The sequence below is a fragment of the Patiriisocius marinus genome, assembly GCF_008974325.1.
GTDB classification, from domain to species: Bacteria; Bacteroidota; Bacteroidia; order Flavobacteriales; family Flavobacteriaceae; genus Patiriisocius; species Patiriisocius marinus.
This window is the reverse complement of the sequence record NZ_BKCG01000001.1, coordinates 1-19053: the sequence shown is the minus strand read 5'-3', so window position 1 is coordinate 19053 and position 19053 is coordinate 1. Positions and strand designations below refer to the sequence as shown.

Here is a 19053-nt window from a genome sequence, read left to right as displayed (position 1 = left end):
AATGTAAAATTTTAAATTTAAAACTGAAAAATGTAAAAGGATCTGTTGACGAGTCGGTTTATCATTTTAAATTTTGACTTTCTTTGCTCCTTCTTCAACTTTCATCTTTAGACCTTCTTTGTAAGCAATTACTTTATCTAGAACACATTTATCTGCGGTGCTTACTATTTGTGCTGCAAGTATTCCAGCATTCTTGGCTCCATTTAAAGCGACAGTTGCAACTGGAACTCCTCCAGGCATTTGTAGAATAGATAAAACTGAATCCCATCCATCAATACTATTGCTAGATTTTACAGGAACACCAATAACTGGTAATGGAGTAAGTGACGCTACCATTCCTGGTAAATGCGCTGCACCACCTGCACCTGCAATAATTACTTTAATGCCACGAGTGTGTGCGTTTTTGCTAAAATCAAATAATTTTTCTGGTGTTCTATGGGCAGAAACAATATCTACTTCAATTTCAATATCAAACCCTCTTAGGATGTCAATGGCATCTTGCATCACTGGCATATCGCTAGTGCTTCCCATTATTACTGCTACTTTCATAATTATTTGCTTATCACTTTAATATTATTTTTTACTTCCTCTGCAATTTCTCGCGCTTTATCAATGTCTTCATTTACAATAGTAACGTGTCCCATTTTTCTAAAAGGACGCGTTTGTTTTTTACCATAAATGTGTGGTGTTACACCTTGCATTGCCATAATCTTTTCAATATTTTCATACACAACTTCGCCGGTATGCCCTTCAGCACCTACAAGGTTTACCATTATCCCGCCCACTTTAGAGTCAGTATTTCCTAAGGGTAAATCTAGGATGGCTCTTATTTGTTGTTCAAATTGGTTTGTGTAACTTCCTTCAATACTATAATGTCCACTATTGTGTGGTCTAGGCGCTACTTCATTTACAATAATTTCATCGTCTTCCGTTTGGAACATTTCAACTGCTAAAAGGCCTACGTGTTTAAATGCTTCGGAAACTTTAACGGCGATATCTCGTGCGTTTTTTGCAACCTTGTCATCTATTCTAGCGGGGCAAATTACGTATTCCACTTGATTTGCTTCTGGGTGAAATTCCATTTCCACAACGGGATATGTTTTTACCTCTCCCGAAGGATTACGAACCACAATTACTGCTAATTCATTTTTAAAAGGAATTAATTTCTCAGCAATGCATGAACCTTCAGCTAGTGGAATGATATCTTCTTCAGTTCTAATTACTGAAACGCCATTTCCATCATAACCACCTGTGCAACTTTTCCAAACAAATGGAAGTGTTAGTTCTTTTCTAACAATTGCTTCGGTTAAATCATCTTTAGTTTTAAATACTAAAAATGGCGCTGTTGGAATTTTATGGAGCTTATAAAAGTTTTTTTGAACGCCTTTATCTTGAATGTTCTTTAATGTTTCGGAAGAAGGATATACCTTTTTTCCTTCGCTTTCAAGTTTTGCTAATGCTTCGATATTAACGCCTTCAATTTCAAAAGTGAGTACATCTACGTTTTTTCCGAAGTTGTAAACAGTGTCAAAATCCATTAAATCTCCTTGTTCAAAATAGTCGCAAGAAATTCGTGAAGGTGCTTCTGCACTTGGATCTATAACGTGTGTAGTGATATCAAATTTACGTGTTTCGTAAAGCATCATTTTACCTAGTTGGCCACCGCCTAATATTCCTAAAGTAAAATTTGAAGAAAAATAATTTGCCATAACACAAAGATAAGGTTTGATGGCGAAATTGAAATCTAAATTTAAGAGGAAATAGCAGCAATTGTTAATTATATAGTTGAACTAACATTTCTGAACACAAGGTTCTTAACTCTTGTCTCGAATAAGTATCTTTGCGCCGACTAATTTTTATGGAACACTTATTGAAATGTGGGAATTTATTAAATCATTATTTGGAATAAAAAATTCGAGCGAATTAAAAAGTGATATTTCCGAAGAAAGAATAGAAGTTAAATTAAATAAGAGCCCGTTTTCGCGGGAAAACAACATGACAAACATCGTATTATTTGGCCCTCCGGGAGCAGGAAAAGGAACACAAGCTGAAGTATTAAAAGAGAAATACCAACTCATACACTTGTCTACGGGCGATATGTTTAGGTACAACATGAAAAACAATACCGAGCTTGGTAAACTTGCAAAAACCTATACCGAAAAAGGTCATTTAGTGCCTGATAGTGTTACAAACGAAATGCTTAAAGCTGAAGTAAACCGTCGTTTAGAAACTAATCCAAAAGGTTTTTTGTTTGATGGTTACCCACGTACAAAGGAACAAGCGAAAGTGCTTACTGAGTTTATGAAAGAGAAAGGAACTGAGGTTGCTGCAATGATAGCACTTGAGGTTGATGATGAGGTATTGGTTGGAAGATTGCTTGAACGTGGAAAATCTAGCGGAAGAGCAGATGATGCAAACGAAGAAGTAATTAGAGAGCGTATTGCAGAGTACTATCGTAAAACAGATATCCTAAAAGAATACTATCAAGCTGAAGATAAATATTACGGTGTTGATGGTGTAGGTAGTATTGAAGATATTACAGAGCGTTTAAATAAAGTGATTGATAAATTATAATTGAAATGAAGTTGTACGCCATTGTGGTGGTGTTTCTTTATTTTAAATTAAGTGTTTGCTATTAAAATCGGTCTCTCTTTTTAGAGGGAAAAGAATATGACAGAAGGAAATTTTACTGACTACGTTAAAATTCACGTAACATCTGGAAAAGGTGGTGCAGGAAGCGCGCATTTACGTCGCGAAAAATATATACCTCAAGGTGGACCTGATGGAGGAGATGGAGGTCGAGGAGGTCATATTATTTTAAGAGCAAACCACAATATGTGGACCTTACACCATTTAAAATTTAAACGCCACTTTAAGGCAAGTGAAGGTTTAAATGGTAGTAAGCAAACAAGTACTGGTGCAGATGGTGAAGATGTTTATATAGATGTGCCATTAGGTACACTTGTTATAAATACAGACACTAACGAGCGAATGAAGGAATTGCTTGAAGATGGTGAGGAATTGATTATCGCTAAAGGTGGAATGGGTGGTCGTGGAAACAACCACTTTAAAAGTTCTACAAACCAAACACCACGTTATGCACAACCAGGTACTCCTGGAGAAGAAGGTAACTTCACTCTTGAGATGAAAGTACTTGCAGACGTTGGTTTAGTAGGTTTCCCTAATGCTGGTAAGTCAACATTACTTTCTGTAATTACAGCAGCAAAACCAAAAATTGCGAATTACGAGTTTACGACACTAAAGCCTAACTTAGGTATTGTAGAATACCGTGATCATAGAACTTTTGTAATGGCAGATATTCCTGGTATTATAGAGGGTGCAGCAGAAGGTAAAGGTTTAGGACATTACTTTTTACGCCACATTGAACGTAACTCTAGCTTACTGTTTTTAATTCCTGCAGATGCAGACGATATTAGAAAACAATACGATATTCTTTTAGACGAATTAAAGCGTTATAATCCTGAGTTGTTAGACAAAGACAAACTAGTCGCTATCTCAAAAAGTGATATGTTAGACGAAGAGCTAAAAGCTGAAATGAAAGTGGAACTTGATAAAGATTTTAAAGGAATTCCATATATGTTTTTCAGTTCAGTAGCACAAACGGGGTTAATGGAGTTGAAAGACAAACTGTGGTCAATGTTGAATGAAAAGTCGGTGACGGACTAATTTTTGAATTCAGTTTCTACTAAAAAAATCATAAAACAATAAAAGCATTAAATCTATGGTTTACTTTTTGCTATCTTAATGCAAAAAGTAAACCCTATGAAATTTTTATATGTTTTTATCACTGCTATACTGTTAACTTCTTGTGGTGCTAGTGTTGCAATAGATTACGATAAAAAAACCGACTTTGATACCATTAAAACCTTTCAGTTTTACAAAGCTGAAAACACCGGTTTAAATGATCTTGATAATAGGCGTATTGAAATAGCTGTCGATAGCTCACTTGTAGCTAAAGGATGGCAGCTTACAGATTACAACCAATTTTATATTAAGTATTACGTCAACGAAGCTTTGACGAGCTCTCGTAATACACTAGGTATTGGTGTAGGTTCTGGAGGAGGTGGGATTTCAGTAGGTGGAGGAGTGGGTATCCCAATTGGCCCAAAACAACTAGAGCAAGAACTAACTATAGAAGTTTTCCAAGCAACAGCAAACGAGCCCTTAGTGTGGCAAGGTAGCTTAGTGGAATCTATAAGTGAACGCGCTACGCCTGAGCAAAAAGAAGCGCATTTTACTAAAATGGTTTTTAAAATTTTAGCTAAATTTCCACCAGAAAAGAAATAATATTTAAGCGTATATGCTGTTAATACTTCAATAAGTAGCCACAGTTACATGATAAAAGAATATTTTTACTCTTCGGAAATAGCACAAAATGAAATACCTTTTTTTACTTTTATGTATCCCCTCACTTTTAGTCGCTCAGTCTTCTTTTGAAAAGGCAGAACAATTATTCAAGCAGGAAAATTTCAGCAAGGCAAAACCACTTTTTAAAACCTATCTTAAAGCAAATCCAGATCACGTTAAAACAAGAGAGTACTTAGGTGATATTGCAGGATATGCAAAGGAATGGGATGACGCTATTGATTATTACGAAGATCTTAAAGACGAGTTTCCAAATAGCGCAAATTTCCACTTTAAATATGGTGGCGCAATGGGTATGAAAGCACTCGAAATTAGCAGGCTGCGTGCGGTACTTTATATTAATGATATTAAAGACTCCTTTGAAACTGCAGCTACATTAGACCCAAAACATATTGATGTTCGCTGGGCATTAGTAGAATTCTACATTCAGTTGCCATCTATAATTGGTGGAAGTGAAGAGAAGGCTATTGGTTTTGCAAATGAGTTGTTGGAAATTTCGGCAGTAGATGGTTACTTGGCTAATGGCTACATAGCAGAATATAATAAGCGCCCAAAAGATGCCGAAACTTTCTACAAAAAAGCCATCGAAATAGGCGGTTCGCCACATACGTACGAAAAACTTGCTACCCATTACGAAAATAATAACCAACCTAAAGAGGCGATTGAAACGGCACAAAAATCGTTAGAAATACACAAACGCAATACGTTAAACTACCAGATAGGGAAAGTCGCGGCACAATACAATCTCGATGCGCAATTGGGGCTGCAATGCCTACAGGCTTATGTAAAAAACCACTCTATTAAAGATGGTGTGCCTAAGGATTGGGCGTATTTTAGGATGGCACAGATTTACAAAAACATTGGAGATAAGCAACAAGCTTTAACTTGGATTGATAAAGCATTAGCTAGCAGGCCAGACTTTAAAGAAGCTCTTGAAGAGAAAAAAGTACTTCAAGTAATGTAACTTCTTTTCTGAAATTTTAAGTGTTTTACTCATGAGCTATGGTGTTTATAAAAGCTCAAATCTTCCAATGTAGCATATTTCGGAACTCAAGAAATACCGTAACTTTGAATTATAAATTTTAATTACTGAATTACATTCTATGAAAATTCATTTTATAGCTATTGGCGGAAGTGCAATGCATAATCTTGCGCTGGCATTACATAATAAAGGAGAACAGATTACAGGAAGTGATGATGAGGTGTTTGATCCCTCTAAGTCGCGCCTAGAGGCTAAGGGGTTATTGCCTGAAGCTTATGGATGGTTTCCAGAAAAGATAACGGCAGATTTAGATGCTATTATTTTAGGAATGCACGCAAAAGCAGACAACCCAGAGTTGCTTCGCGCTAAAGAACTAGGACTTAAAATTTATAGCTACCCAGAGTTTTTATACGAGCAGTCTAAAAATAAAACACGTGTGGTAATAGGTGGCTCCCATGGTAAAACCACCATTACATCTATGATACTGCATGTGATGCATTATCACGACAAGGAAGTAGATTATATGGTAGGGGCACAACTGGAAGGTTTTGATACAATGGTGCACTTAACGGAGGAAAACGATTTTATGGTTCTAGAGGGTGATGAGTACTTATCGTCGCCTATAGACAGACGCCCAAAATTTCATTTATACAAACCTAATATCGCCTTATTAAGCGGTGTAGCTTGGGACCATATTAATGTGTTTCCTACCTATGAAAATTATGTAGAACAGTTTGAGATTTTTTTAACCGAAATTACAAATGGTGGCGCCATTATCTATAATGAAGAAGACCCAGAAGTAAAACGAATTGTTGAAGCGACCGAAAGCCAAATTAAAAAATATCCATACACCACTCCTGCTTACGAAGTGGTGGACGGCGAAACATTACTAGAAACTTTTGATGGGCCAATGCCAATTGAAGTTTTTGGAAAACATAATTTAAACAATCTGGAAGGCGCACGATGGGTCTGCCAATTGATGGGCGTTCAGCAAGAAGATTTCTATGAGGCAATTGCTACTTTTAAAGGAGCGAGCAAGCGTTTAGAAAAAATAGCCGAAACTAAAACGGCAATCGCTTATAAGGATTTTGCACACTCGCCAAGTAAAGTGCGTGCCACCACACAAGCGGTTAAAAATCAATATCCAGAGCGCAAGCTTGTTGCTTGTTTAGAATTACATACTTACAGTAGTTTAAACCCTGAGTTTTTATCGCAATACAAAGGCGCACTCGATGCGGCAGATACGGCAGTAGTATTTTACTCTCCGCACGCAGTAATGATTAAAGGGTTGCAGGATATAAAACAGGAACAAATAGAGGCAGCTTTTGATAGAGACGACTTAACTGTTTTTACAAATCCGGCCGATTTTAAAACATACCTATACACGCAAGATTTTAAGGACACCTCTTTATTGCTAATGAGTAGCGGAAACTACGGTGGGCTAGATTTTGATGAGGTTAAAAACTATTTAAAGTAATCGAGTAGTTTGTAGTACTTCGGAAATTTTAAGGGGTTGTAAATGGTTATTTAATTTATTTTTTGGCTGTTACGGATTCCCGTAAATAACTTTATAAAAATAACATGTACATTTACGGGATAACCATGACGACTTTCCATTGTTATCCTGTTTATTTTACGGGATAACCATGACAAATGTCATCATATAACGAGTTGCCAGTAATTTAAGAAAACGACCAGAATTCAATAACAATATGAAAAAAACTATTTTCCTAATTCTACTTTTAGTTTCATTAAAATGTATCGGACAAGAATCGGAATTGAACATAACAATTGACGAAAGGATAGAGACCATCTATTCAATAGCATTTTTAGACAATTACTTTTTAATCAATAACCACGATAATCTTTACAAATCAAAGCTGAACAATAAATTTAAAGCACTTAAAAACCATAAGGCAGTAGCTTTGTTTGATACATTATCAAAAAAACACGATTTTAATTTTAATAATGTTACAGATTGGGTTCTACAGTTCGGAGAATTTCCCGAATTGACTAAAGTAAGAGAAGTCGTAAATCCAGCACCTTTTGATGAAAGCAAAGGAGTCTATTTAATTAGAAAATTCAAAAAAGAACTTATTTCCTTTAATCAAGATTCATTATTTCAAGCCTACTTAAGTGAAATAAAAGCATTGAATGAGAAAGTAATTAATCAAGTTAAACAATCTAAATCTATTCAACATCTTCCAGCTTATTTAGAAGAATATTACGGAAGTGAATTGGGTTCCTACAATTTAATTCTATCACCATTAGTTCATTCGGGAGGTTTTAATTCAAAATTCATTGCAGATGGAAAAATTGAAGTTTATGCTATAATTGGACCAAATGGAGAAATTGAACATATACCATATTTTGAGAAAGAATATCTTGAAATGGATATGATATTACACGAATTTGGTCATTCATTCGTAAATCCTCTAACGGAAAAATTTCAAAAAGAAATTGAGACTATTAAAGAGAAATATTACAATGAAAGATTAAAAAAAGATGGAAAATCCCAGGCTTATGGAGAATGGAAATATCTATTTAACGAACTTGTAATAAGGGCAATAACAATAAGAATAGCAAATAAATATTTTGGAACAGAAAAGGCTAAAAAACTTTTAAACTACGAAAAATCAATTGGGTTTTCATTAGTAGAAAATATAGTAGAAATTTTAAAAGAATATGAAAATACCAGAGAAATGTATTCGAAATTTGGTGAGTTTTATCTCATTTTAATTGAACGAATGAAATAAAAAACTACTGGCAACAACGTATAAAATTAATTGCTTGGTACGAGCCTACTTACGAAAATCCTCGCGGATTTTCTATCTGTGATTTATTTGCTAACTTTAGTGCTTAAAACACGCAACTAATCTTATACAAAACCGTTGTGTGTCATTCCCAGATCAAAAAAAATTAGAATAATTGAACCTTAATTAAGATGAATTTGGAAAAAATTTTATCAAAATATCAAAAGTTTCTTTTAGTAATTGCGATTGTATTATCATCCATAGCAATTTCTATAAGGTCAAATGATGGGGAAATCAAATTGGTTTTGGGCAATTACCCAGTCCTAATTTTTGCAATGGTGGTTGTTAGCTCATTCTTTGTTGCACTTTATTTTCAAGTTAACAGAAGGAAAATTTCAAGCCTTTCAAACCAAATCAGAGAACATTCCAAATCTAAAAATGAAAGAATTAGTGAACTGCTTAATGATTTGACCGAGAGACAAAGAGTGGTTTATGATCTAATTATTTTGGGAAAAACGAATAAAGAAATAATGACCAAGCTATTTATCGAACAAAGTACTCTCAAATCACACATTAACCAAATATATAAAAAACTGAACATCCAAAGCAGGAACGAATTGAAGTCAAAAGCAAATTATTGATATTCAGTTAATCAGAAAATGTTCAACCCTTTATCAACCCCCCAATATTTGTTCAACTTTGTTCTAATATAGATATTGCGTGCCATAAATTTTTACTTAAAATTAAATGTATTATGAAAAGTAATTTATTGTACTTCGCAATGTTTCTATTAATCATTTGTGTACCATTCAAGGGTAATAAAGATGGAGTTCATTGGTTATGGGTAGACACAATTTGGATACCCACCTCTTTGATATTTATTTCATTGTTGTGTATAGGGTTTTACTTGTACAAAAAAGAATTCATTCGGAAAAACGACCGCTAATGTATATAATGATTGCAGGACCATATACTTCAGGTTCAAAGAACAGAGAGAAATGGAAACAAAACCATAAAAAAATGAACAAAGTTGCATATGAAGTTCATCTAAAAGGTCATATTCCAGTTATAGGTGTTAATGTGGCATTGCCAATTATTGAAACTGTAGGCTTTGATAAATTTGAAGAATTAATGATGCCAATATCATTGGCAATGGCTCATAAGTGTGATGCTGTTCTGAGAATTGGAGGTGCTTCAATTGGAGCAGACCAAGAGGTTGAAATATTTAAAGGAAAAGGATTACCCGTTTATTACAACATCGACCAAATCTCACTTGAGAAAGTATAAAAAATAATCAAAACCTAGTTAAATATGAACAAAACTGAATTAAGAGATACTCTTAAAAATTCACATAGAACTTTTATAGAATACATACGTGGGATGACAATTGATGAATTTGAGTTTTCCCATCAAACCAAATGGTCAGCAGGACAACAATTAAAGCATATTGTACTTTGTATATATCCAGTTGTGCAAGTATTTGGAATGCCTAATACATTAATTAAAAATAAATTTGGGCTAACAGAAACCAATAGTCTGTCCTACGAGAAGATATTAACTGACTATCTAGAACAACTCAATATAGGGGGAAAAGCACCAAGCCCATATGTTCCTGGAGTCATATCAGAAAATGAAAAAGAGGAATTGCTCAATACCTTGAGCAAATTAATTGACCAATTAAACGTGGAAATAGAGAGATTTACCGAAAAAGAATTAGACACACTGTGTATTCCTCACCCACTTTTAAAAAAAATTAGCTTACGTGAAATGTTGTACAATGTGATTTATCACGTAAAACATCATCAAAATCAAACGAAAAATAACTTAAACTACAAATAGCGATTTTCACCCATACGACTTCGTTTCGGTTTTGTTCTTAGTAATCAATATCTACCCTATTCTTTTGCAAAGACATAACAGGATAAGAGTTTTGAATATTTTTAAAAAAATGGTAAAGAATCCCCTGACAAAATACAATTATATTGAGACAATATGAACAAGTATAGAATTGATTTTAAGAACATAGAATGGGAAACCCCCGACAAAGGCGTTAAACAAAAAATATTTTCAAAAGGAAACCAAAGCGTAAGACTTTTACGGTTTTATGATGATTTTATTGAAGAAAATTGGTGCACTAAAGGGCATATTGGTTTTGTTTTAGATGGTGAAATGACTATTGATTTTAATGGCAAAACACTTAGGTATAAAAAGGGAGATGGTCTTTGGATTGAAAGTATAGAAGACAATAAGCATAAAGCAATAATCGCAAAAGGAACATTTGTCGAATTAATATTTTTTGAAAAAGAGTAGTATATGTTTACACCAAACCACTATAAGAACGAAAATATTGATGATGCAATTGCATTTATTGAGCGATTTAATTTTGGAGTTATGATAAGTGCTAAATCAAATAAGCCAATAGCAACACATCTGCCTTTTATAATTACAAAAAAAGACGATAATATTGTTCTCGCTTCTCATTTTGCAAAAGCCAATGAACAAACCATTAATATTGAAGAAAATATAATATTAACTATTTTTTCAGAACCTCACGCCTACATTTCCCCAAAATATTATGATAACAAACAGAATGTACCTACTTGGAATTATATAGCGGTTCATACATACGGAAAGGTTGAAATAGTTGAGGATGAAAAAGAAGTTTTTCTTATTTTAGAACAGATGATTAGCAATTTCGATTCTGCATATTTAAAGCAATGGAATGATTTGTCCTACGATTATAAATCGAAAATGGCTAGAGGTATAATTGCTTTCAGAATTACAATTGATGAAATTCAGTTTAAAGAAAAGTTAAGCCAGAATAAAACAGAAAAAGAGCGAAAAAGGATTATTTCAGATTTCTCAAAAAGCAATAGTTTTCACGAAAAAACTATTGCAGAATTTATGGATAAGAATGAACAGTAATATGATAAACTTCTTTACAGATATTTTTGACTTTCATCTAAAAATGAATCAACTTTTTATCAATCAAATGGTTAAAAATCCTAATAAGGTTTCTCAAAAAGCTACTTTATTATTGTGTCATTCTCTTAATGCACATCAAATTTGGAATTCAAGAATTACTAATAAAAAGCCTATAGGTGTATTTGATATACATCCTCTCAACGATTGTATTGAATTAGACAAATCTAATTTTGAAACAACAAAGTTTATCCTTCAAAATATGAATTTTCAGGTGAATATTTCATATCAAAATTCTAAAGGAGTAGATTATAATAATACTATTCAAGAAATTTTATTTCACATTTCAAATCATTATTCTCATCACAGAGGACAATTAACTTCTGAATTAAAACATCAAGGAATTGAGCCTATAATTAGTGATTACATTTATCATAAAAGAACCTAAAATGATATACATAACTCAACTAATTTTCCTCAAACAAGGGAAAGAAAAAATCTTTTTAGAATTTGAAAAATTTGCTATTCCATTAATGAAAAAATATAATGGTAAAATGATTTACAGATTAAGACCTGACAAAAACTCTTACGTTTCTTCAACTGCAGGACATCCCTATGAGATTCATTTCATATCGTTTACTTCTGAAGAAGATTTGAATGCTTTTATGAATGATGATAGTCGGTTGAGTTTTATTCATTTAAAAGAAGAATCAATCAAATCAACTATTTTAGTGAAAGGGGTGAAAATGTAAAACGCCACACAACAATGCATATAAAAAATAGGCGAAATAGCGCTAAATTCAAAGGTTATGGCTCGTATCAAACTTTGTGCTTAACTGAAAGTTTCGCGCTTCGAAATCGCCTACTTTTCATATACTAACCGTTGTAGCCAATTAAAAAAAACCGAAACTCATTGAATAAAATATCTCAAATAACAAGACAAAATATATTTGACTTTATCCAAGTCGAAGGATTTTGGTATGCTGGAAGACTTGAAGAATCAAATTTTTTATCACGAATGTTTGATTTGGAAAATATGGTTTCTAAAGACGACCGTTTTCCCAATGCAGCTGGAGATATTTGGCAACATCGAGTAAATAATTATGATTGGGAAGATGATTGGATTTTTAATGATGACAGGTTTAATCTTTTAAATTGTGACGACTCAAAATTTCTGGATTTTCTGTGCGAAATGATTCATCCTTTAGTCAGAGCAGATAAGTCAGAAGTTAGCAAATTACTTCAGATTTTTAACGACAATTTAACCGATGATAATTTCGAAATTGTTGAAAAGACAAGAATATCAAATAAACCAATTTTTGTCGGTAGAATTAAAATAAACGGAAAAGAATCTATCGAGAAAAAAGGAAATGAAATAAAAAAGATTTTAAACGCAGATTACGTTTCTCAACAAATTAATTTAATGGAATCTTCAATTGAGAATTCCCCACATATTTCAATTGGTTTAGCAAAAGAATTAATTGAAACTTCTTGCAAATCAATATTTGACGAAAGAAAAGAGGAATATGACAAAAATTGGGACTTGCCGAAATTAATGAAAGAAACGACTAAATTATTGAAACTAACACCAGATGATATTCCGAATGAAGCAAAAGCTGCAAGTTCAATAAAACAAATTTTAGGTAGTTTATCATCAGTCGTACAAGGAATTGGAGAAGTTCGAAATGAATATGGAAGCGGACACGGAAAAGACGGAAAATTTAAAGGTTTACAACCAAGACACGCAAAATTAGCAGTTGGAGCAGCTTCTACTTTGGCTATTTATCTATTAGAAACACACGAACTGAAAAAATAACTGGCTACAACACCGTATAAAATTAATTGCTGGTTATAGCCTACTTACGAAAGTCCTCGCGGACTTTCTATCTGTGATTTATTTGCTAACTTTAGTGCTTAAAACACGCAACTAATCTTATACAACAACGTTAGCTTTAATTTAAAAAAACCACGAAATGCCATTTGTAACTGAATACAATACGAGTTTAGTTTTCAAAAAACTTATCGGAGAAATTCCAGATGACATACGAAATTGGGAACCATATAGAAAGTCAATTTACTTCTTGAATAGACTTGATAAAACAAATCTTCTTTACTTTAAAAAGTTTTGTGAGAATCCAATAGATAATATTGATAGTATCTATAAAGCTATTGAGGTTGTAGATAAAAAAGTTTTTGTCTACGAAGGCTCAAAACCATCTTATCATAAATACGAAAATTGCGATAGACTTTCATCAAATTTCGTGAATTACAGAATCCCAACACAAATTAAAGAAAAAGGCGAAGAAGAAATCGAAAAATATAGAAATTGGTTTAAGGAAAACGAATCTTCATTTACTGACAGACCTGACGTTTATCAAATGAGACTTCAAGCAAAATTTGGAATTATAGAGGGAATTCAAAAAGTTGATTATAAAAATAGTGGAAATGTTTACAAAGAGAACCTAACACTTGAGGAAATTCAAGCCAGAATTGACAGTTTACTTCATAATGCTGCTCAATTTTTTAAACGCAATGAAAAGAGACAAGAAGTTATTAAACGATTTCAGACAGCAACATTTTTAGCTTTTAAAGAAGAAGAAATTGAGAATAACACAACCGAGTATTCAGATGGAGAATTAAAGAATATTTTAAAACTGTACTATTATTTGTTCATAGAACCAACTATTCACTATTTAAAAGAATTTTTTAAGACAATTTACAATGCAGATATTGAGATTAACGAGAGAATATTTGAAGCATTAAATTTTAAAAAATGCGGATATTGTTATTCAGACAAATACGAAAAGGAATCTAACAGACTTGCCTACAAAAGACAAAAATTAGTTGAAAAATTTGGAGAGTTTGAATTTCCAATTGAGCCAACTAAATTTCATTTCACAGATATTATAGAAACTAACAAAAGAATTGCATTTATTTATTGTCGAGTTTACAGATTAATAAGTGATGAATACAAAGAAGATAAAGGTGGAAAATATAAACAGTTCAAAATTGAATATATAAACCATAAGAATAGGTTTATTTATCAAGTCACTAAAATTTATGAATCTGACATTCCAGAAATTGAACTATTTAGAAAATATATCACTAAAATAATACAGGACAAAGAGACAAAAGTTGCTGAATTTACAACCTACGCTTTTGAAATATGAAAAAAAAACTAAAGCTAACACCGTATATAATTTATTGCTGGCTTTTTGCTTACTTGCGAAAGTCCTCGCGGACTTTCTTGGTCGGTAATTATTTACTAAATTAGGTGCTTAAAACACGCAACAAACCATATACAACAACGTTGTATGTCATTTGACGAAAAAACCAAATTAAGAATATGAAAATAAAAAATGTACTTCTAACAGCTGTAATGATAACAGCCACAGTTTTAAATGTTAACTCTCAAAGTAGAGAAAATAAAGTAACGGTTGAATTTAGTTCAGAATCTCAAAAACTGACAAAAGCATCAGGTTGGGAACAGAATGAAAAAACAGGAAAATGGGTTGAAAACAAAAATGTGATAGACGATAGAGAATGTCCTTCCTATTGGGTAAGTCACGTTTCACAAAACTTTAAATGGATACAATTCCGTACAATTAATCAAAATGACAAAAAGTATTATGTTTTTCTTTACGAAAGATTAGGCGGAGAATATAAATATCCGAATATTCAAGAAGATTGGGAAGCCGATAAAAGAACATATTTTTTTATAATTTCTTCAACCGAATACGAAGACTTAAAAACTAAAATTGACCTAAAATCAGGAGAAAATATAAAGTTGACAAGCAAAATGAATGGCTATATATCTGACAGATATAAAATTTTGGGTGGAGAACATTTATATAATGAAGAAAACCTTTTGGCTAAAATCACAAAAACAATTGAAAAACCAAGTTATTCCGAATCTTGTTTAGTAATTAATTCCCAGACGACTGACGGGAATGATGTTTTAAGATTTAGACTTCCTGAAAGCTGTTATTTTGCCGAAAAGTATATGAAAACAGCTTACTTTGAAGTGAAACTTGAGCAATATAAAACAATATTAACTGAATAAAAAACGCCATACAACAATGGCTATAAGTAATTGCTTGTTTTCGCCTATTTCTGAAAATCCGCGAGGATTTTCAGTTTGGTGTGTACTTGCGAAGTTAAGTGCTAACCCACGCAACTACTCATAGCCTAGACCGTTGGCATTAATAAAAAAAATCGTATTTTTAAATCTTAATCTTATTAAAAAATAGTTATGAGAAAAATTTTACTTTTAGTTCTCAGTGTTATTACGCTTCAATTACAAGCGCAAACTTACATGTATGGAACAACTTATGAAGGAGGAGCGAATGGGCGTGGAATCATTTACAGAGTTGATCAAAACGGCCAAAACTTTCAAAAAGTTTTTGATTTTACAACGAGTACGGGTGGTAAACCATTAGGAGGTTTAACACTGGCGAATGGTAAACTTTATGGCTTTACTACAGAAGAAGGGCCTGTTGACAATCCGGGAGCTACTATTGGCTTTGGTTCTTTTTTTAGCTTTGACCCTCTAACAAATAACTTAACTGTAATTGAATCACTTGATGATCAATCTACTATTGGTAATGATATTAATCACAGTCCACTTCTTGCTAATGATGGAAAGCTCTACTTTATTTGTGCACAACAGGAAGTCGGTGTATTTAATAGTGTATTATCAACTTATGACCCAGTTACGCAAACCATTTCTGTTTTAGATACCTTAGATCAAACTATTCATGGTGAAGCAAAATCAAAATTAATGCAGGCTAGCGACAACCATTTTTATTTTGCTACAGCCAATGGTGGAACAAATGGTTTTGGAACTATCACCCGTTGGAATACATCTACTAATCAACTTGAGGTGATGTTTAATTCACCTGGCTCAGGTGCAAATCATGGATTTAGAAATTGTCAGAATCAGTTGTTTCAAAGTAGTGATGGCTTGCTTTATGGAACATCACAACAAGGAGGAACGGTTAGTGATGTTGGTGTGCTTTTTAGAATTCAACTGGATGGGTCCAACTACCAAGGCTTCAAACCTTTCTTCGCTGGTATAGCAGATGAAGGTTATTACCCATATAGTGGATTAATTGAGGTGAATGGTTTAGTTTATGGAAATACATCTGAAGAAAATATTAATAATGTAAATTCTGGTACAATTTTCACCTATAACGTTAGTACAGGTGTTGTATCGTTTATTCATACATTGGACCTTGAAGGAGTTAGACCTAAAGGAACTATGACATTGTCACCTAATGGAAGACTTTACTTTACTGCTACAGGGGAGCCAAGTGCAAATTTAGGTAGTTTAATAGAGTACAATCCTGCGAATGGTAATGTAACCCAACGTCATTCATTCAACGGAACTGATGGTTCTAAACCATATTTTGATGAATTAGCTATCGTAGATTTCACTTCCTTGAGTATTGATGAAACTTCTTTACTAGATAATATTGTCAATACATACCCGAATCCATTTCAGGACATAGTTAATATTAAAGTTGAGGGGGCACATCTGATTGAAACTATTAAAATATTAGATCTTAAGGGTTCCGAATTGTATATTGACAATTCTAAGTCAAATGAATCTAATGTTAATACATCTTTTCTGTCATCAGGTGTTTATTTATTGTACATCCAAACAGATTCAGGAAGTACAACAAGAAAGATAATAAAAGAATAACTAATGCCAACAAGGTATAAAAGCAATAGCGGTTTGAGTGCATACTCAAACCGTTTTTTTTGTGTAAATAAGTATAATGCTTCCCAAAAGGTAGTTAAAATAAATCCGCTACTGCTCTTATACTAAACGTTACCTGCAAGCTGAAAAAACCGAACTAATTGAAAAAATTGTAACTTTGTGAAATTGAATAGTGATAAATAAAATATGGCAAAAAAGAACCAATCAAAAAGATTAACAAATCAACATAAACAGTCGCAAGGTGTCGTTGGTATATTTGGAGATGAAGCAAAATTACACGACTTAACAGTTGGTAAAATATCAAACCTTATTATTGAACAACTTGAAAAAGAATATCCTCAATTATCTTTTCGTTACAGAAAAACTATAAAAAAAGAAGAAATAAACGAAGCTCTACAAAAAGTTGATAAAGATTTAGGACAAACTCTCTTTGTTTCAAATTCAAGCATAAAACCAGATGGTGGTATCATTGAAGTAAAAGACGATAATGACAATTGGAGGATAGTGCTAGTTTCAGAAGCTAAACACCAAGGAAAAGATATTGAAAACATTCTGAAAGGAAAATTAGTAGGAACTGCCAATAATCAAGACTTAATGGCTGCTGGTAATGCAATAGAAAGGTCTCATAAAAACATATCTGAAATCGCTAATTTTATGTTATCCGAATCTCATTTTCCTTATGTTTTATTTTTAGAAGGCTCAAATTTCTTAACAGAAACAATTTCTATTAAAAGACCAGATGGAAGGATTGTAAAACTTGAATACAATTCAGGAATGATAAATAGATTAGACAGATTGACATCTGCAAACTATGGAATGCCTATTAATACCAATTTATGTAAAAATAAATTTGTTAAACATAAAGATAAAACAATTATGCTTCAAGCAACATCTATTTATTCTCAAGGAAATGGAGGAAAATGGGATGCGAAAAAGATGTTTGATATTATGATTGAAGTTTCTAAAACATCTCTTAAAGTTTTGGGTAGCGATATATTTAATCAAATAACCAAAAAATAAATAGAAGTTAAAATGGCAAGAAACGCAACAAATAAATTACTACAAAAAGCTAAAAAGTCAAAAAGTGATGAGTTCTACACTCAACTTTCCGATATAGAAAGTGAATTGCAACACTTTAAAAAGCATTTTGAAAACAAAGTAGTTTATTGTAATTGTGATGACCCAACAATTAGCAACTTCTTTAATTATTTTGCTCTAAACTTTAAGGAATTAGGGTTAAAGAAGTTAATCGCTTCTTGTTACAGAGAACAAAAAATAGACTTGTTTAATACCGAAAAAACTGAAAATGGTTTTTATTATGAATACACAGGTGCAGAAAATGAAAATATTAAACCAAGTTCAACTGACATTGTTCATTTTAAAGGTGATGGAGATTTTCGCAGTGCAGAAAGTGTTGAACTATTAAAACAAGCGGATATTGTTGTTACAAATCCACCATTCTCACTTTTCAGAGAATATGTTGCTCAACTCATAGACTATGATAAAAAGTTTTTAATAATTGGTAACATTAATGCTATTACATACAAAGAGATTTTTAAACTAATCAAAGAAAATAAAACTTGGTTGGGAATAAATCTAGGTAGAGGTGTCTCTGGTTTTATTGTACCCGAACATTATGAACTTTACGGAACTGAAGCTAGAATTGACGAATTTGGAAATAGAATAGTTTCACCAAATAATTGTCTTTGGCTAACAAATTTAGACACTTCTAAACGACACGAAGATATTGAACTTACCAAAAGATATTATGGAAATGAAATAGAATACCCTAAATACGACAATTACAATGGAATAAATGTCAATAAGACTAAAAACATTCCATTAGATTATAAAGGTTTTATGGGAGTTCCAATAACATTTTTACATAAATTCAATCCTGAGCAATTTGAAATTGTCAAATTCAGAAAAGGAAATGACGAAAAAGATTTATCCATAAATGGAAAATGTCCATATTTTAGAATTCTAATTAGAAATAAAAGAATACAATCGAAATTAACTGAAAAAGAACAAAGCCTGCAGGTAACACCGTATAAAAATAATAGCGGTTTTAGTGCTAAATCCAAAGTAAGTGAATCTAAAAAAAGTCTGTACTTAACCGAAAAGTAGTGCATATTAATCCGCTACTATTCTTATACAACAACGTTGTCTTTAATGCTGAAAAAAATGTTAACCATCAAAATACAGGGAAATAACTTTTCAAATCTTGCTGATTTTTTTGATGAAGTCGAGCGAAAAATGACGAAAGGATTGGATTGGAAAATTGGGCA

At 32.5% G+C, this 19053-nt stretch carries 21 protein-coding genes and 1 pseudogene; 20 read left to right on the top strand and 2 right to left on the bottom strand.

Translation table 11 applies throughout. The features are described from left to right. Positions 1-66 precede the first annotated feature (66 nt). Both purE and GBH57_RS00100 read right to left on the bottom strand, forming a co-directional pair. A complete protein-coding gene (gene purE, locus GBH57_RS00105; RefSeq protein WP_151672018.1) occupies positions 67-552 on the bottom strand; it encodes a 5-(carboxyamino)imidazole ribonucleotide mutase in 486 nt (161 codons plus the stop codon). Next, positions 552-1709 carry a 5-(carboxyamino)imidazole ribonucleotide synthase gene (locus GBH57_RS00100; protein WP_151672017.1) on the bottom strand — a complete coding sequence of 386 codons (1158 nt, stop codon included), beginning with the start codon at positions 1707-1709 and terminating at the stop codon, positions 552-554. Before GBH57_RS00100 ends, purE begins: the two co-directional genes overlap by 1 nt. A 286-nt stretch (positions 1710-1995) precedes the next feature. On the opposite strand from GBH57_RS00100, the gene GBH57_RS00095 reads away from it, so the two are divergent. The 20 genes and pseudogenes from GBH57_RS00095 to GBH57_RS00005 all read left to right on the top strand — a co-directional run bounded on the left by GBH57_RS00095 (position 1996) and on the right by GBH57_RS00005 (position 18892). Beyond that, on the top strand, positions 1996-2574 hold the full coding sequence (locus tag GBH57_RS00095; RefSeq protein WP_151672016.1) for an adenylate kinase: 579 nt from the start codon (positions 1996-1998) through the stop codon (positions 2572-2574). Positions 2575-2670: 96 nt separating this feature from the next. Further along, the gene (gene obgE, locus GBH57_RS00090) at positions 2671-3687 is read left to right on the top strand and encodes a GTPase ObgE (RefSeq protein WP_151672015.1); all 1017 of its coding nucleotides are present in this window, start codon (positions 2671-2673) and stop codon (positions 3685-3687) included. 96 nt (positions 3688-3783) lie between these two features. Further along, positions 3784-4308, top strand: coding sequence for a DUF4136 domain-containing protein (locus GBH57_RS00085; RefSeq protein ID WP_161596045.1), 525 nt, complete (start codon positions 3784-3786; stop codon positions 4306-4308). A gap of 88 nt (positions 4309-4396) precedes the next feature. Continuing rightward, a complete protein-coding gene (locus GBH57_RS00080) occupies positions 4397-5350 on the top strand; it encodes a tetratricopeptide repeat protein (protein ID WP_151672013.1) in 954 nt (317 codons plus the stop codon). A 139-nt stretch (positions 5351-5489) separates the two neighbouring features. Continuing rightward, positions 5490-6845, top strand: a complete 1356-nt coding sequence (locus GBH57_RS00075; protein WP_151672012.1) for a UDP-N-acetylmuramate--L-alanine ligase — start codon at positions 5490-5492, stop codon at positions 6843-6845. A gap of 235 nt (positions 6846-7080) precedes the next feature. Next, positions 7081-8124 carry a DUF4932 domain-containing protein gene (locus GBH57_RS00070; protein ID WP_151672011.1) on the top strand — a complete coding sequence of 348 codons (1044 nt, stop codon included), beginning with the start codon at positions 7081-7083 and terminating at the stop codon, positions 8122-8124. A gap of 188 nt (positions 8125-8312) precedes the next feature. Beyond that, positions 8313-8762, top strand: a complete 450-nt coding sequence (locus GBH57_RS00065) for a response regulator transcription factor (RefSeq protein ID WP_151672010.1) — start codon at positions 8313-8315, stop codon at positions 8760-8762. A 304-nt stretch (positions 8763-9066) separates the two neighbouring features. Further along, on the top strand, positions 9067-9408 hold the full coding sequence (locus GBH57_RS00060; protein WP_151672009.1) for a TIR domain-containing protein: 342 nt from the start codon (positions 9067-9069) through the stop codon (positions 9406-9408). Between the two features lie 24 nt (positions 9409-9432). Then, positions 9433-9960 (top strand): DinB family protein, encoded by a 528-nt coding sequence (locus GBH57_RS00055; protein ID WP_151672008.1) that lies wholly within the window; start codon positions 9433-9435, stop codon positions 9958-9960. A gap of 28 nt (positions 9961-9988) precedes the next feature. Continuing rightward, a pseudogene (locus tag GBH57_RS16345) lies at positions 9989-10117 on the top strand (hypothetical protein); the annotation flags it as partial. Further along, a complete protein-coding gene (locus tag GBH57_RS00050; protein ID WP_151672007.1) occupies positions 10114-10431 on the top strand; it encodes a cupin domain-containing protein in 318 nt (105 codons plus the stop codon). The pseudogene GBH57_RS16345 and the gene GBH57_RS00050, both read left to right, overlap by 4 nt. A gap of 3 nt (positions 10432-10434) precedes the next feature. Next, positions 10435-11046, top strand: coding sequence for an FMN-binding negative transcriptional regulator (locus tag GBH57_RS00045; RefSeq protein ID WP_151672006.1), 612 nt, complete (start codon positions 10435-10437; stop codon positions 11044-11046). A gap of 1 nt (position 11047) precedes the next feature. Beyond that, positions 11048-11491: a DinB family protein gene (locus tag GBH57_RS00040; RefSeq protein WP_161596044.1), complete on the top strand. Its 444-nt coding sequence runs from the start codon at positions 11048-11050 to the stop codon at positions 11489-11491. Position 11492: 1 nt separating this feature from the next. Beyond that, positions 11493-11795, top strand: a complete 303-nt coding sequence (locus GBH57_RS00035; RefSeq protein ID WP_151672004.1) for a DUF1330 domain-containing protein — start codon at positions 11493-11495, stop codon at positions 11793-11795. Between the two features lie 161 nt (positions 11796-11956). Then, on the top strand, positions 11957-12859 hold the full coding sequence (locus GBH57_RS00030; protein ID WP_151672003.1) for an abortive infection family protein: 903 nt from the start codon (positions 11957-11959) through the stop codon (positions 12857-12859). 157 nt (positions 12860-13016) lie between these two features. Beyond that, the gene (locus tag GBH57_RS00025) at positions 13017-14213 is read left to right on the top strand and encodes a hypothetical protein (RefSeq protein WP_151672002.1); all 1197 of its coding nucleotides are present in this window, start codon (positions 13017-13019) and stop codon (positions 14211-14213) included. A 176-nt stretch (positions 14214-14389) separates the two neighbouring features. After that, positions 14390-15106 carry a hypothetical protein gene (locus tag GBH57_RS00020; RefSeq protein WP_151672001.1) on the top strand — a complete coding sequence of 239 codons (717 nt, stop codon included), beginning with the start codon at positions 14390-14392 and terminating at the stop codon, positions 15104-15106. A gap of 189 nt (positions 15107-15295) precedes the next feature. Beyond that, positions 15296-16747 (top strand): choice-of-anchor tandem repeat GloVer-containing protein, encoded by a 1452-nt coding sequence (locus GBH57_RS00015; RefSeq protein ID WP_151672000.1) that lies wholly within the window; start codon positions 15296-15298, stop codon positions 16745-16747. A gap of 204 nt (positions 16748-16951) precedes the next feature. Next, entirely contained in the window at positions 16952-17785 is an 834-nt protein-coding gene (locus tag GBH57_RS00010; RefSeq protein WP_151671999.1) for an EcoRI family type II restriction endonuclease, read from the top strand. A gap of 12 nt (positions 17786-17797) precedes the next feature. After that, a complete protein-coding gene (locus GBH57_RS00005; protein ID WP_151671998.1) occupies positions 17798-18892 on the top strand; it encodes an adenine-specific methyltransferase EcoRI family protein in 1095 nt (364 codons plus the stop codon). Positions 18893-19053: the final 161 nt, after the last annotated feature.

Excerpts from the sequence above, each read along its gene's own strand:
- GBH57_RS00100 (WP_151672017.1), bottom strand. The coding sequence starts at position 1,709 with ATGGCAAATTATTTTTCTTCAAATTTTACTTTAGGAATATTAGGCGGT.
- GBH57_RS00095 (WP_151672016.1), top strand. The coding sequence starts at position 1,996 with ATGACAAACATCGTATTATTTGGCCCTCCGGGAGCAGGAAAAGGAACA.
- obgE (WP_151672015.1), top strand. The coding sequence starts at position 2,671 with ATGACAGAAGGAAATTTTACTGACTACGTTAAAATTCACGTAACATCT.
- GBH57_RS00085 (WP_161596045.1), top strand. The coding sequence starts at position 3,784 with ATGAAATTTTTATATGTTTTTATCACTGCTATACTGTTAACTTCTTGT.
- GBH57_RS00080 (WP_151672013.1), top strand. The coding sequence starts at position 4,397 with ATGAAATACCTTTTTTTACTTTTATGTATCCCCTCACTTTTAGTCGCT.
- GBH57_RS00075 (WP_151672012.1), top strand. The coding sequence starts at position 5,490 with ATGAAAATTCATTTTATAGCTATTGGCGGAAGTGCAATGCATAATCTT.
- GBH57_RS00070 (WP_151672011.1), top strand. The coding sequence starts at position 7,081 with ATGAAAAAAACTATTTTCCTAATTCTACTTTTAGTTTCATTAAAATGT.
- GBH57_RS00065 (WP_151672010.1), top strand. The coding sequence starts at position 8,313 with ATGAATTTGGAAAAAATTTTATCAAAATATCAAAAGTTTCTTTTAGTA.
- GBH57_RS00060 (WP_151672009.1), top strand. The coding sequence starts at position 9,067 with ATGTATATAATGATTGCAGGACCATATACTTCAGGTTCAAAGAACAGA.
- GBH57_RS00055 (WP_151672008.1), top strand. The coding sequence starts at position 9,433 with ATGAACAAAACTGAATTAAGAGATACTCTTAAAAATTCACATAGAACT.
- GBH57_RS00050 (WP_151672007.1), top strand. The coding sequence starts at position 10,114 with ATGAACAAGTATAGAATTGATTTTAAGAACATAGAATGGGAAACCCCC.
- GBH57_RS00045 (WP_151672006.1), top strand. The coding sequence starts at position 10,435 with ATGTTTACACCAAACCACTATAAGAACGAAAATATTGATGATGCAATT.
- GBH57_RS00040 (WP_161596044.1), top strand. The coding sequence starts at position 11,048 with ATGATAAACTTCTTTACAGATATTTTTGACTTTCATCTAAAAATGAAT.
- GBH57_RS00035 (WP_151672004.1), top strand. The coding sequence starts at position 11,493 with ATGATATACATAACTCAACTAATTTTCCTCAAACAAGGGAAAGAAAAA.
- GBH57_RS00025 (WP_151672002.1), top strand. The coding sequence starts at position 13,017 with ATGCCATTTGTAACTGAATACAATACGAGTTTAGTTTTCAAAAAACTT.
- GBH57_RS00020 (WP_151672001.1), top strand. The coding sequence starts at position 14,390 with ATGAAAATAAAAAATGTACTTCTAACAGCTGTAATGATAACAGCCACA.
- GBH57_RS00015 (WP_151672000.1), top strand. The coding sequence starts at position 15,296 with ATGAGAAAAATTTTACTTTTAGTTCTCAGTGTTATTACGCTTCAATTA.
- GBH57_RS00010 (WP_151671999.1), top strand. The coding sequence starts at position 16,952 with ATGGCAAAAAAGAACCAATCAAAAAGATTAACAAATCAACATAAACAG.
- GBH57_RS00005 (WP_151671998.1), top strand. The coding sequence starts at position 17,798 with ATGGCAAGAAACGCAACAAATAAATTACTACAAAAAGCTAAAAAGTCA.